This window comes from Nocardioides pyridinolyticus (assembly GCF_054653575.1).
Genome location: NZ_BAAIFY010000003.1, coordinates 171106 through 182785, shown reverse-complemented (window position 1 = coordinate 182785; position 11680 = coordinate 171106). Strand labels below are relative to the sequence as shown.

Genomic DNA, 11680 nt, shown 5'->3' with positions numbered 1-11680 from the left:
GCCATGACATTCGACCCGATCGCCGCTGACCTGGCCGTCCGGGCGGCGCGCGCCACCGCAGGCAGCGCCCGGCCCGACGCCCCCGTCATCCCGGAGCCGGAGCCGCGCACGCCACGGCTGGCCGGCAGCCGGGCGCGGTCCGCCGCCGCCCTGCACGCCCTGGCCCGCCGGGTCGAGCCACGCCCGCGCTCCGCCGAGGCGTGCCAGCCGGGCTGACGGTCGGTGACCGCCCTATCCTGAGTCACCTATGGGCAAGGTGACCCTCCAGTCGATCGCGGACCGCGTCGGTGTCAGCCGGATGACGGTGTCCAACGCGTTCTCGCGACCCGACCAGCTGAGCGCGGAGCTGCGGGCCAAGATCCTGGCCGCGGCCGACGAGCTCGGGTACGTCGGCCCCGACCCGGCGGCCCGGGCCCTGGCCCGCGGCCGCACCGGCTCGGTCGGCATGGTCCTCAACGACCGGCTCAGCGACGCCTTCGAGGACGCGATCGCGGCGGAGTTCTTCGCCTCCGTGGCCGACTCCCTGGCCGACAACGGCCTGGCCCTCACGCTGCTGACCCCGAGCCGCGACGACTACGTCCCGTCCCGGGACGTCGCGATGGACGCGGCGCTGCTCTACATCTGCGAGCCCGACTCGGTCGACCTCGCCTGGCTGGACCGGCGCGGCCTGCCGCAGGTCGCGATCGACCAGACCAAGCGCGAGGGCGTGCCCGGCCTCAACGTCGACGACCGGGGCGGCGCCCGCGCCGCGGCCCAGCACGTCGTCGACCTCGGCCACACCCAGGTCGGCATCCTCACGCTCGCGGGCAACGCGGGAGGCCTCTCGCCCAGCTTCCCCGCGGCCCAGCGGATGCTCGGCTGGTGCGACGTCCTCGACGCCGCCGGCATCGAACCGCAAGTCGCGATGACCCCCTACCGGCCGGCGACCGCGGCCGAGGAGGCGGCCCGGACGCTGCTCGCCGGGCCGGATCGCCCGACCGCCGTGCTCTGCTTCTCCGACGCCTTCGCCGACGGCGTGATCCGCGCGGCCGACCAGCTGGGCCTGGCCGTCCCGGGCGACGTGTCCGTCGTCGGCTTCGACGACAGCTCGCTCGCCGCGCTGAGCCGGCCGCCCCTGACCACCGTCGGCCAGGACGTCGTCGAGAAGGGTCGGCGCGCCGTCGAGACCCTCCTCGCCCAGATGCGCGGCGAGGGGCCCGACGACGTCCTGCTCCCCACGCGGCTCGTGGTCCGGGAGAGCACCGCGCCTCCGCGCGGCTGAAAGCGGCGGGCTGCCCTTTCGGCGCAATTGCGCGGGTAGGACGACTCAGACGCGGCTCGAGCCGCCCATTCGGCGCAATTGCGCCGTTCGGGCGCTGGCGGCCGGCACCCGGATCAGGTCGCGATGAACAGGATCTCGTCGCGGCCGTAGCTCATGCCCGGGTGCTCCGCCGCGAGGTGCGCCTGGGTGAGCTCGACGAGCTCGTCCTCGTCCTGCGCCGTGATCGTCTCACCGCACGGGCAGGTCAGCCGAGTCTTCACGACCTCAGCCTAGGGCGGTGGCGGCCATCCAGCCCATGGCGACGGCCATGACCACCTCGCAGCAGAGGCCGAGCCGGCCGCGGACGTCGCCGGCGGGCACGGTGCGTCCGGCGCTGACCGCGGCGACACCGACCGCCACCGCGCCGGCGACCAGGAACGCCGAGGGGCCCACCGCCATCCCGTGCCCGTGCGGGGTCGCGGCGGTGGCGGCGGTGGCGGGCGAGGGCAGGAGCATCAGCGCCATCAGGGCGAGGGCGACGCCGAGCCGGGCGTGGGCGGCCGTGGCGTGCCGGCGCACCAGCGCCCCTAGGCACCAGAGAGCGCCCGCTGCGAACAGCACCGAGGCGCTCCGGCCCATCAGGTCCAGGAACATCAGCACCATCCCGGCGCCCATCACCACGTGCCAGGCGTCGACGCCGATGCCGTGGTCGGCCGCGCGCCAGCGCGGGAGCACGCAGCGGAGCAGGCAGTACGCCGCGGCGAGACCGCACAGCACCGCCAGGACGACCGCCATGCGTTCACCCTCGGGGCGCCGCGGGCGCGGGTCAAGGCGCACCTCAGGGTTCCCTTAACCGGCCCTCGCCGGGGGCCGCGGGCCGACCTACAGTGGAGGCATGGCTGAGCCGACCGAGGTGCTGCGAGCGCTCTGGGACGCCGACGAGGCGACCGAGGCGGCGCTCGAGCTCGACGAGGCGACCCCGGCGAAGGTGTGCAAGCGCACGCGCGGGATGACCTTCGACGGCATGGCCGAGCCCGGCACCGACCTGCGCGAGGCGTGGCGCGACCGGCTGGCCCGCGAGGGCAAGCTCGGCGACGGCGAGACGCTCCGCGATCTGGTGCTGGGTCGCGACCAGGGATGACCGGGCCCGCGAGCGTCCCCGAGCTCACCGACGCGCTGCGCACGGACGGCTACCTCGCCGATCGGGGGCTCTCCACGGCGGCGTACGTCGCCCTCACGCTCGACCGCCCGCTGCTCCTCGAGGGCGAGGTCGGCGTCGGCAAGACCGAGGTGGCGAAGGCACTGGCCAGGGTGCTCGGCCGGCGGCTGATCCGGCTCCAGTGCTACGAGGGCATCGACACCAGCCAGGCCCTCTACGAGTGGGACTACGCCCGCCAGCTGCTCCAGATCCGCGCACTGTCGGAGCGCAGCCTCGACGACGAGGCAGCGGTCGACGCGCTGTTCGGGCCGAAGTTCCTGCTCGAGCGACCGCTGCTGGACGCCGTCCGGGCCGGGGACCGGGCCGTGCTGCTGGTCGACGAGGTGGACCGGGCCGACGACGAGTTCGAGGCGTTCCTGCTGGAGCTGCTCTCCGACTTCCAGATCACCATCCCGGAGATCGGCACCGTCGCGGCCGAGCGGCCGCCGCTGGTCGTGCTCACCTCGAACCGCACCCGCGAGCTGCACGACGCGCTGAAGCGGCGCTGCCTCTACCACTGGGTCGACTATCCGGCGTTCGAGCGCGAGGTCGAGATCGTGATGGTGCGCGAGCCCGGCGTGTCCGAGGCGCTGGCGCGCAAGGTGGTCGCGGCGGTCAACCGGCTGCGCGAGCTCGACCTGGCCAAGGCGCCCGGTGTCGCCGAGACCATCGACTGGGTGCGCACCGTCGGCGCCGTGGGCGCGGTCGACCTCGATGCCGAGACCCTCGAGGACACCCTCGGGGCGGTGGTCAAGGACCGCGACGACCTCGACGTCGTGCGCGCGCACGTGCACGAGCTCACCCGTGGCTGAGCCGTTCCTCGAGACCCTGGTCGGGTTCGCCCGCGAGCTGCGCGCGGCCGGCGTGCCGGTGGGCACCGGCGACGTCCGGACCTACTGCGCCGCGATGGAGCCGCTCGACCCGACCGACCTGCTGGACCTCTACTGGGCCGGGCGCGCGACGCTGGTCAGCCGCCGCGAGCACCTGCCCGTCTACCACCGGGTGTTCCGCGAGTGGTTCCTCGGCGTGCCCGGCGAGCCCGACGAGGCGCGGCCGTTCAACCGACCCGACGCCGTCGCTGCCTGGGCCGACCTCCAGCTGCCCGAGCCCGAGCAGCCCGGCGAGGAGAGCGAGGAGCAGGAGGCCCCGATGGGTCTCGCCGGCTCCGACGTGGCGACGCTGCGAGCGCGCGCCTTCGCCGACTGCACCGACGAGGAGCTCGCCGCCTTGCGGCGCATCATGCGCATTGTCCGGCTGACGCCTCCGCGCCGGCGCTCGCGCCGCACGATGCCGGCCGCCGCCGGACGACGCCCCGACATGCGGCGTACCGTCCGCGAGGCGATGCGCACCCACGGCGACCCGGCCACGCTGCGGTGGCGCCGGCGTCGGGAGCGGGTGCGTCCGCTGGTGCTGGTGCTGGACGTGTCCGGGTCGATGGCCGACTACTCGCGCGCGCTGCTCCAGTACGCCCACGTCACCTCGCGCGCGACCAGCAAGGTCGAGGTGTTCTGCTTCGGCACGCGGCTGACCCGGATCACCCGTGAGCTCGAGCACCGGCGCCCCGACGAGGCGCTCGACCGGGCGGCCCGGGCCGTCGTCGACTGGGAGGGCGGCACCCGGATCGGCGCCTCGCTGGACGCGTTCGTCCGCGACTTCGGCCGCCGCGGCGTCGGTCGCGGGGGCATCGTGGTGGTCTGCTCCGACGGCCTCGACCGCGGCGATCCCGCGCAGCTGGAGTCCGCCATGCAGCGGCTCTCCCGGCTCGCCCACCGCGTCCTCTGGCTCAACCCGCACGGCACCGAGCCGGGCTCGCTCGGCATGGCGGTCGCGGCGCCGTACGTCGACGAGGTGCTGGCGGCGCGCAGCCTCGCCGACCTGGAGGAGTTCGCGCGGAGGCTGGCGTGATCCGGCTCGGCTCGCTGGCGGGCTACCCGTTCGACGGCCCCCGCGTGCTGGCCGGCTGGGCTCCGCCGGAGGTGCCCGCGGTCTACGCGATCCTCTACCGGCCCGACACGGACCGCGAGCAGTACGCCGTCATCTACGTCGGGCACAGCGCGAACCTGTCGACGGAGGGGTTCCCGTTCCGTCATCCGGCGGCACCGTGCTGGACGCAGCGAGCCGGCGGGAGGTACGGAGTGCACATCGCGACGTACCAGGTCCCGGGTGGCCTCCCCGGCCACCGGGCGCAGATCGCCGACGAGCTCGTCTCGGTCTACAAGCCGCAGTGCAACGACCGCCAGGTGGACCCGACCTGGCGGGAGCACTGGATCGGCGGTCCGGGCCCCGGTCAGGGAACCGGCTCGTAGCCCACGGAGTCGTGGAGGCGGGAGCGCCGCCGGCCGGAGGCGGGTACGGCGGGCGGCCGCTCGGCGGTCGCCGCCGGCACGTAGGTGGCGCCGGTGACGATGCCCTCGGCCATGCCGTACAGCAGCGGCAGCGCCCCGGCGACCACGCCACCGGTGCGGTTGATGTGCTGCAGGCCGGGCATGATCGGCTGGGCGTTCGCCTCGATCCGGTGCACGATCTCCGCACACTCCTCGAGGTTGCCCGCGATCCGGGTGAGCTGGCCACCGACGATGAACAGGTAGACCGCCAGCCCGGCGATGAGCGCCACGATGTCGACGACGGTCAGCACGACGAGGATGTTCACATCCGCACCTTTCCGAGGACCCGGCCGAGGAAGAGATGGTGCTCGAGCCCCTCGGCGAGCACCGCGTCCACGCCGGTCGCGGTCGTGGCGATCAGCGCCGTGTCGTTGGTGTTGGCCTCCGCCTCGAGCAGCGTGGCCTTCACGCCCGCGACCCGACGGTCGATGGTGCGCACCTCGAGCACCAGGATCGTCAGCAGCGCCGCGACCGCGAGGACGACGACGAAGCCGCCGATCACGGCGCCCCACCACAGGCTCTCCTGGGTGTCGGTCAGGAAGATCGTCGTCAAGCTCGTCATCTCAGCCTCCCAGCCGGGTCCGGCCGCGGTTGAGCCCGGCGACGATGGTGGTGGCGCTCTCGATCGTCGTGTTCAGCCCGGCCAGGCCGGCGGTGTTCTGCACCGACTGCTGGAGGGACGCGTCGATCGCGGCGGCCTGCTTGCCGATGCGGTGCGCGAGCAGCAGGATCGGTACGACGAGCGCCACGACGACGAGCACCACGACGATCCCGATCGTGTATCCGATGACCCATCCGGTCTCGGCCATGACCTACACCCCCTCGCAGAAGTCACGGACCGGCTTGAGGCTGGCGTTGACCGCCGTGACCGAGGCCGGCACCGTCGCGGTGCGGTCGGCGACGACGCCGACCCCGGCGATCACGCCGTCCAGCGTCTTCCGGACGGCCACCAGGTGGCCGATCACGCGGATCAGGCCGAGCGCGGCGGCGGCGATGATCAACGTCGCGAGCACCACGGTCACCCAGGCGACAACAGGCATCAGCGCATCACCCCAGGAGCTTTCCGACCGAGCCGGCGTACCGGACGGCGCCCGACGAGACCGCAGCGACGGTCGCACCCGTCTCGGCCAGCGTCTCCGGCACCCCCTCGAGGTCGGCGGCGAGCGCACCGCCCCCGGCGAGGATGTCGTCGGCCGCACCGCGGATGCGTTCGAGCGCGGCCAGCACGCGGTTGAGGAGCGCCACCAGCACGGGCACGACGGCCACCAGCAGCACGATGTTGCCGATCCACCACAGCATCAGGGCACCTCAGCTCGGGTTGGGTTGGTAGGGGAGGAAGAACCGGCGGAAGACCCGCATCAGCGCCATCCGCGCGGCCTGGAGGCCGATCGAGAGTCCGCTGGCGGGCGTCGCCGTGGCGGTCACGGACTCGCCCCGCTCGAGCGCGGCGATGCGCGTCTGGGCGTTGTCGGCGAACTGGCCCATGAGCACGGTCGTGACGTCGGAGATCATGCCGCGGCCGTACTGCGCTGCGGCGCCGGAGAGCTGGAGGTCCTGCTCGAGGTGGACCTGGGTGCCGGCGCCCGCCGGCGTCAGCTGGGCGGTGACCGTCATCGCGGCCTGGCCACGACCCTTCCGGTCGGCGCCGGAGGCGTCGATGACCATCCGCTTGGTCGCGTCGTCGCGCTCCACGATCCTGGCTCGGCCGTCGAACTCGAGCTTGACCGGGCCCATCCGGATGGCGACCTCGCCGCCGTAGGTGTCGTCGCCGAGGTCGTCGTTGAGCCGGGCGCCCGGCAGGCACGCCGCGACCTGCGGCACGTCGCCGAAGAACGCCCACACCTTGTCGACCGGCTGGCCGACCTCGAAGTCGTTGCGGATCAGCATCGGTCAGGCCCCCGCTCTCGTCAGGAACGCGTCGCGGCAGCCGACGCAGCAGAAGTGGTACGTCGCGCCGTCGTGCTCGACCGGGAAGTGCGCGTCGTCGGCGGGCACGGTCATCCCGCACACCGGGTCGAGCGCGTCGGCCGTCTCGAGCAGCGGCCGCGGCTGCCGTACCGGCTCGACCGCGAAGCCCCCGGCGGCCCGCACCTGCACGAGCTCGGCGAGCACCGACACCGCGATCTCCTGGTGGGTCGTGCGCCCGAGGTCCAGCCCGACCGGCGTACGCACCCGGTCGAGGAGGTGCGGCGGCACCCCGCGCTCGGCGAGGTAGCCGAGCACCGCCTCCCCGCGCTTGTGGGAGGCGACCAGGCCGACGAAGGCCGGCATGGCCGAGGCCGCGTGGCCGACGACCTCCTCGTCGCCGTGACCCTGGGTCGCGACCACGACCACGGACCGCTGGTCGACGTTCGCACTGGTGAAGTCCGCGGCGTCGACGAGCTCGGATCGCCAGCCGAGCGTGGCCGCGAGGTCGGTCAGGGTCTGCGCCATCGGCGATCGGCCGACGACCACGAGGTGCACCGGCGGGTACACGGGCTCGATGTAGATCTGCAACGCACCCTCGCTCTGGCAGGACATCGGGATCGCGATCATCCCCTCGGGCAGCACCAGGTCCTCGCTGCCGCCGAGGTAGAGCAGCCGTGGCTCGCCCCCACGGATCACCTTCTGGGCCTCGCGCACGACCGTCGGCTCGGCGCACGCGCCGCCGATCCAGCCGTGGACCCGGCCGTCCGCGGTGACGAACGCGCGCGACCCGACCTGGCCGGACGACGGCGCCTGCCGCCACACGACCGTGGCGACGGCGTACTCCTGGCCCGACAGGTCCTGGCCCGACAGCTCCGGCTCGCTCATCGGTCGGTCCTGATCGGAGGTGCGCCCGAGACGTCATGGCCCCCGGTGAGCGCCTCGTGCACGCGGTCCGGCAGCAGCGGCATGTCGATGTTGCGCACGCCGGCGCCCTTGAGCGCGTCCATGACCGCGTTCACGAACGCCGCCGGCCCGCCGACGGTCGCGCACTCGCCGACGCCCTTGGCGCCGATCGGATGGTGCGGACAGGGCGTGACGACCTCGTGCAGCTCGAAGCCGGGCGTCTCCCAGGCGGTCGGCAGCAGGTAGTCCATGAAGTTCGAGCCGATGCAGTTGCCCTCCTCGTCGAAGGTGATGAACTGCATGTTGGCCATGGCGTAGGCCTCGGTGAGGCCGCCCATGATCTGGCCCTCGACGATCATCGGGTTGATGCGTACGCCGCAGTCGTCGACCGCGACCACCCGCAGCACGTCCCACACGCCGGTCTGCGGGTCCACCTCGACGGTGACGATGTAGCAGCCGAACGGCCAGGTGAGGTTGGGCGGGTCGTAGTAGGCGTTGGCCTCCAGGCCCGGCTCGAGGCCGTCGGGCATGTTGGCGTACGCCGCCATGGCGCACTCCTGGATGGAGACGCCGCGGTCGGGCGCGGTCCGGACGTAGAACCGCCCGAGCTCCCACTCCACGTCCTCCTCGGACACCTCCAGCAGGTGCGCGGCGAGCTTGCGGGCCTTGGCCTTGACCTTGCGCGCGGCCATCGCGATCGCGGCGCCGGCGACCGGCGTGCTGCGGGAGGCGTAGGTCCCCATGCCGAACGGCGCGGTGTCGGTGTCGCCCTCCTCGACGACGACGTCCTCGGCCGGGATACCGAGCTCGTGGGCGACGATCTGCGCCCACGTCGTCTCGTGGCCCTGGCCCTGCGTCTTCGCCCCGGTGCGCAGGATCGCCCGGCCGGTCATGTGGACCCGCAGCTCGGCGGAGTCGAACATCTTGATGCCGAGGATGTCGTACTCCCGGCTGTTGCCGGCACCGAGCGGCTCGGTCATGCAGGAGATGCCGATGCCCAGCAGCCGGCCGTTCTTCGCCGCCTCGGCCTGCTCGCGGCGGAAGCCCTCGTAGTCGATCGCGTCCAGCCCGACCTGCAGGCACTTGGCGTACTGCCCGGAGTCGGTGAGGAAGCCGAACGGCGTCCGGTGTGGGAAGTCGTCGTCGCGCACGAAGTTGACCCGGCGGAACTCCGCCTGGTCCATGCCGAGGTCGTCGGCCGCGGCCTGCATCATCCGCTCCTGGAAGAACATCGCCTCGGTGACCCGGAAGGAGCACCGGTACGCGACGCCGCCGGGCGCCTTGTTCGTGTAGACGCCGCGCGCCGTCAGGTGCGCCGCCGGGATGTCGTAGCAGGCGAAGGCCGAGTGCATCAGACCGATCTTGAACTTGCTCGGCTGGGCGTCGCCGAAGAAGGCACCGTGATCGGAGTCGGTGTGCATACGGACGCCGAGGATCCTGCCGTCGCGGCGCAGCGCCATCTCGCCGGTCAGGTAGACGTCGCGGCCGAAGCCGGTGGAGATCAGGTTGCCGCTGCGGTCCTCGATCCACTTCACCGGACGCTCGGTGAGGATCGACGCGAGGATCGACATCACGTAGCCCGGGTAGACCGGCACCTTGTTGCCGAAGCCGCCGCCGAGGTCCGGCGACACGATCCGGATCATGTGCTCGGGCAGCTCGGCGATCAGCGCCACGGCCGCCCGCACGATGTGCGGTGCCTGCGTGGTCATGTAGACGGTGAGCTTGCCGGTCGCGCGGTCGAAGTCCGCGACCGAGCCGCAGGTCTCCAGCGGCGACGGGTGCGAGCGCGGGTAGTGCATCTCGATCCGGGAGACGACGTCCGCCTCGGCGAACGCCCGGTCGGTGCCCTCCCTGTCGCCGACCTGCCAGTCGAAGCAGACGTTGTCCCGCTGGTTCTCCTTGTCGTCGCGGATGATCGGCGCGTCCGGCGCGAGCGACTGGGTCGGGTTGACGATCACCGGCAGCGGCTCGTACTCGACCTCGATGGCCTCGCACGCGTCCTTGGCGATGTAGGGGTCGTCGGCGATGACGCAGGCGACCTCCTGGCCCTGGAACCGCACCTTGTCGGTGGCCAGCACCGCCTGGGTGTCATAGCTCAGCGTCGGCATCCACGCGAGGTTGCGGGTCGCCATCATCTCGCCGGTGAGCACCAGCCGGACGCCGGGGATGTCCCATGCCTTGCTGACGTCGATGCTCTTGATCCGCGCGTGCGCCAGTGGGCTGCGCAGGATCTCCAGGTGGAGCATCCCGGGCAGCACGACGTCGTCGACGTAGTGGCCCCTGCCGCGGAGGAACCGGTTGTCCTCGACCCGCTTGCGGCTCGCGCCCATGCCGCCGATCTTGATCTCGTCCAGCGCCCGGCTGACGGGCTCGGTGGCGGTCACTCCGACTCACCCCGCATCGTCTTCGCGGCCAGGAGGACCGACTTCACGATGTTCTGGTAGCCCGTGCAGCGGCACAGGTTGCCCGACAGCGCGAACCGCACCTCATCCTCGCTGGGATCCGGGTTGTCCTCGAGCAGCGCCTTCGCGGTGAGCATCATGCCCGGCGTGCAGAACCCGCACTGGAGACCGTGCTCGGCCTTGAAGCTCTCCTGGATCGGGTGCAGCGCACTCGGCCCGGCCAGCCCCTCGACCGTGGTGACCGCGTGCCCGTCGGCCTGGACCGCGAGCATCGTGCAGCTCTTCACCGGCGCCCCGTCGACGAGGACGGTGCAAGCCCCGCAGTTCGTGGTGTCGCAGCCGGTGTGGGTGCCGGTGAGCTTGAGGCCCTGGCGCAGCAGGTGCGCGAGCAGCAGGCGCGGCTCCACGTCGGCCGTGCGCGCCTGGCCGTTGACGGTGATCGTCACCCGGCGTACGGGTACGTCCTCGCCCGCGGTCGCGGGCACTTCCTCGAACAGGCTGGTCATGCCGCCCTCTCGGATCTCTGGGACACCCGGGTCAGCAGCCGGGTGACGAACGTGTGGATGATGTGACGCTTGTACGTCGCACTGCCCCGGTGGTCCGAGTTGGGCTGGGCGGCCTCGGCCGCGAGGTCGGCGGCCCGGACGATCGCCACCGCGGTGAGCGCCTGGCCGACCAGCGAGTCGGCCGCGGCGCGGGCGTCGATGGTCCGGCTGCCCACGCCGGTCAGCGCGATGCCGGCCCTCGTGACCCGGTCTCCGCTGAGCTCGAGCGACACCGCCGCACCAGCCGTCGCGAAGTCGCCGACCCGGCGCTCGAGCTTGAGGAACCCGCCGGCGACGTCCCCGCTCGGCGCCGGCAGGACCGCCTCGACCGCGATCTCGTCGTACGCCAGGACGTTCTGGAACGGCCCGGTCACGAAGTCGCCGATCGGGATGTCCCGACGGCCGGACGGGCCCTGCGCGACGACGTGCCCGCCGAGCGCTGTGACCACGGCCGCCCAGTCCCCCTGGGGGTCGGCGTGGCACAGCGACCCGACGAGCGTGCCCCGGGTGCGCACGATCGGGTCCGCGATGAGCGGCGCGGCGGCCGCCATCACCGGCTGGACCCGCGCGATCTCGGCGGAGCGCTCGAGGTCGCGGTGCCGGCACAACGCGCCGACCCGGATGCCGCCGTTGGCTGCCACCTCGAGGTGGTCGAGCCCGGGCAGGTTGTTGATGTCGACGAGCAGCTCCGGCGCCGCGAAACGGAGCTTCAGGAGCGGCACCAGGCTCTGCCCACCGGCGAGCACCTTGGCCTCGCCGGCGCCTTCGTGCAGCAGCCCGATCGCCTCGTCCAGCGCGCGCGGCGCCTCGTAGCGGAAGCGGTCCGGGTACATCAGGCCTCCACCGTCCGGTCGGGCTCGGCGGCCGGGTCCGCGATGGCCACCGGCAGCGAGTCGATGTCGGTGGGATCCGGCCGCGGCTGCTGGTGCGGTGGCCAGGGCCCCGCCACCGGCTGCCCCGCGATCTTCATGAACTCGACGAGCTGCGGGAACGCGAACACGGTCGGGCTGGCGCCGGTCCTCGGTGCATTCTCGATGAGCTCGTACATGCGCGGGTTCCCCCGGCTGTGTCCGTCCGACTCGATCGGCACGGCCCGCCTC

The 11680-nt window shown here is 72.8% G+C and carries 19 protein-coding genes; 6 read left to right on the top strand and 13 right to left on the bottom strand.

Features of this window, described 5'->3' with window-relative positions; genetic code table 11:
* The first annotated feature begins 3 nt into the window (after positions 1 to 3).
* Both ACYQ0U_RS04460 and ACYQ0U_RS04455 read left to right on the top strand, forming a co-directional pair.
* Positions 4 to 216 carry a hypothetical protein gene (locus tag ACYQ0U_RS04460; RefSeq protein ID WP_459969842.1) on the top strand — a complete coding sequence of 71 codons (213 nt, stop codon included), beginning with the start codon at positions 4 to 6 and terminating at the stop codon, positions 214 to 216.
* 31 nt (positions 217 to 247) lie between these two features.
* On the top strand, positions 248 to 1261 hold the full coding sequence (locus ACYQ0U_RS04455; protein ID WP_459969840.1) for a LacI family DNA-binding transcriptional regulator: 1014 nt from the start codon (positions 248 to 250) through the stop codon (positions 1259 to 1261).
* Between the two features lie 113 nt (positions 1262 to 1374).
* On the opposite strand, the gene ACYQ0U_RS04450 is transcribed toward ACYQ0U_RS04455, so the two are convergent.
* Positions 1375 to 1521, bottom strand: a complete 147-nt coding sequence (locus ACYQ0U_RS04450; RefSeq protein WP_459969838.1) for a DUF1059 domain-containing protein — start codon at positions 1519 to 1521, stop codon at positions 1375 to 1377.
* Between the two features lie 4 nt (positions 1522 to 1525).
* The gene (locus ACYQ0U_RS04445) at positions 1526 to 2035 is read right to left on the bottom strand and encodes a DUF5134 domain-containing protein (RefSeq protein WP_459969836.1); all 510 of its coding nucleotides are present in this window, start codon (positions 2033 to 2035) and stop codon (positions 1526 to 1528) included.
* A 100-nt stretch (positions 2036 to 2135) separates the two neighbouring features.
* Between ACYQ0U_RS04445 and ACYQ0U_RS04440 the strand changes: the two genes are divergently transcribed.
* The 4 genes from ACYQ0U_RS04440 to ACYQ0U_RS04425 are packed head-to-tail and all read left to right on the top strand — an operon-like array spanning position 2136 to position 4744.
* The gene (locus tag ACYQ0U_RS04440) at positions 2136 to 2381 is read left to right on the top strand and encodes a hypothetical protein (protein WP_459969835.1); all 246 of its coding nucleotides are present in this window, start codon (positions 2136 to 2138) and stop codon (positions 2379 to 2381) included.
* Entirely contained in the window at positions 2378 to 3250 is an 873-nt protein-coding gene (locus ACYQ0U_RS04435; RefSeq protein ID WP_459969833.1) for an AAA family ATPase, read from the top strand. The genes ACYQ0U_RS04440 and ACYQ0U_RS04435 overlap by 4 nt, the downstream gene beginning before the upstream one ends.
* Entirely contained in the window at positions 3243 to 4343 is a 1101-nt protein-coding gene (locus ACYQ0U_RS04430) for a vWA domain-containing protein (RefSeq protein ID WP_459969831.1), read from the top strand. The genes ACYQ0U_RS04435 and ACYQ0U_RS04430 overlap by 8 nt, the downstream gene beginning before the upstream one ends.
* Positions 4340 to 4744, top strand: a complete 405-nt coding sequence (locus ACYQ0U_RS04425; RefSeq protein ID WP_459969829.1) for a hypothetical protein — start codon at positions 4340 to 4342, stop codon at positions 4742 to 4744. The genes ACYQ0U_RS04430 and ACYQ0U_RS04425 overlap by 4 nt, the downstream gene beginning before the upstream one ends.
* Here the strand turns inward: ACYQ0U_RS04425 and ACYQ0U_RS04420 are convergent.
* The 11 genes from ACYQ0U_RS04420 to ACYQ0U_RS04370 are packed head-to-tail and all read right to left on the bottom strand — an operon-like array spanning position 4726 to position 11670.
* Entirely contained in the window at positions 4726 to 5088 is a 363-nt protein-coding gene (locus tag ACYQ0U_RS04420) for a hypothetical protein (RefSeq protein WP_459969827.1), read from the bottom strand. The two genes, ACYQ0U_RS04425 and ACYQ0U_RS04420, sit on opposite strands and share 19 nt — an antisense overlap.
* The gene (locus ACYQ0U_RS04415; RefSeq protein ID WP_459969825.1) at positions 5085 to 5384 is read right to left on the bottom strand and encodes a hypothetical protein; all 300 of its coding nucleotides are present in this window, start codon (positions 5382 to 5384) and stop codon (positions 5085 to 5087) included. The genes ACYQ0U_RS04420 and ACYQ0U_RS04415 overlap by 4 nt, the downstream gene beginning before the upstream one ends.
* Position 5385: 1 nt before the next feature.
* Positions 5386 to 5631, bottom strand: coding sequence for a hypothetical protein (locus tag ACYQ0U_RS04410; RefSeq protein ID WP_459969823.1), 246 nt, complete (start codon positions 5629 to 5631; stop codon positions 5386 to 5388).
* A gap of 3 nt (positions 5632 to 5634) precedes the next feature.
* Entirely contained in the window at positions 5635 to 5862 is a 228-nt protein-coding gene (locus tag ACYQ0U_RS04405; protein WP_459969821.1) for a hypothetical protein, read from the bottom strand.
* A 7-nt stretch (positions 5863 to 5869) separates the two neighbouring features.
* Entirely contained in the window at positions 5870 to 6121 is a 252-nt protein-coding gene (locus tag ACYQ0U_RS04400; RefSeq protein ID WP_459969820.1) for a hypothetical protein, read from the bottom strand.
* Between the two features lie 9 nt (positions 6122 to 6130).
* Positions 6131 to 6709 (bottom strand): SRPBCC family protein, encoded by a 579-nt coding sequence (locus tag ACYQ0U_RS04395; protein ID WP_459969818.1) that lies wholly within the window; start codon positions 6707 to 6709, stop codon positions 6131 to 6133.
* Positions 6710 to 6712: 3 nt separating this feature from the next.
* A complete protein-coding gene (locus tag ACYQ0U_RS04390) occupies positions 6713 to 7615 on the bottom strand; it encodes an XdhC family protein (protein ID WP_459969816.1) in 903 nt (300 codons plus the stop codon).
* A complete protein-coding gene (locus ACYQ0U_RS04385) occupies positions 7612 to 10017 on the bottom strand; it encodes an aerobic carbon-monoxide dehydrogenase large subunit (protein ID WP_459969814.1) in 2406 nt (801 codons plus the stop codon). The genes ACYQ0U_RS04390 and ACYQ0U_RS04385 overlap by 4 nt, the downstream gene beginning before the upstream one ends.
* Positions 10014 to 10541: a (2Fe-2S)-binding protein gene (locus ACYQ0U_RS04380; protein ID WP_459969813.1), complete on the bottom strand. Its 528-nt coding sequence runs from the start codon at positions 10539 to 10541 to the stop codon at positions 10014 to 10016. Before ACYQ0U_RS04380 ends, ACYQ0U_RS04385 begins: the two co-directional genes overlap by 4 nt.
* The gene (locus ACYQ0U_RS04375; RefSeq protein WP_459969812.1) at positions 10538 to 11413 is read right to left on the bottom strand and encodes an FAD binding domain-containing protein; all 876 of its coding nucleotides are present in this window, start codon (positions 11411 to 11413) and stop codon (positions 10538 to 10540) included. The genes ACYQ0U_RS04380 and ACYQ0U_RS04375 overlap by 4 nt, the downstream gene beginning before the upstream one ends.
* Positions 11413 to 11670, bottom strand: a complete 258-nt coding sequence (locus ACYQ0U_RS04370; RefSeq protein WP_459969810.1) for a hypothetical protein — start codon at positions 11668 to 11670, stop codon at positions 11413 to 11415. The genes ACYQ0U_RS04375 and ACYQ0U_RS04370 overlap by 1 nt, the downstream gene beginning before the upstream one ends.
* Positions 11671 to 11680 lie beyond the last annotated feature (10 nt).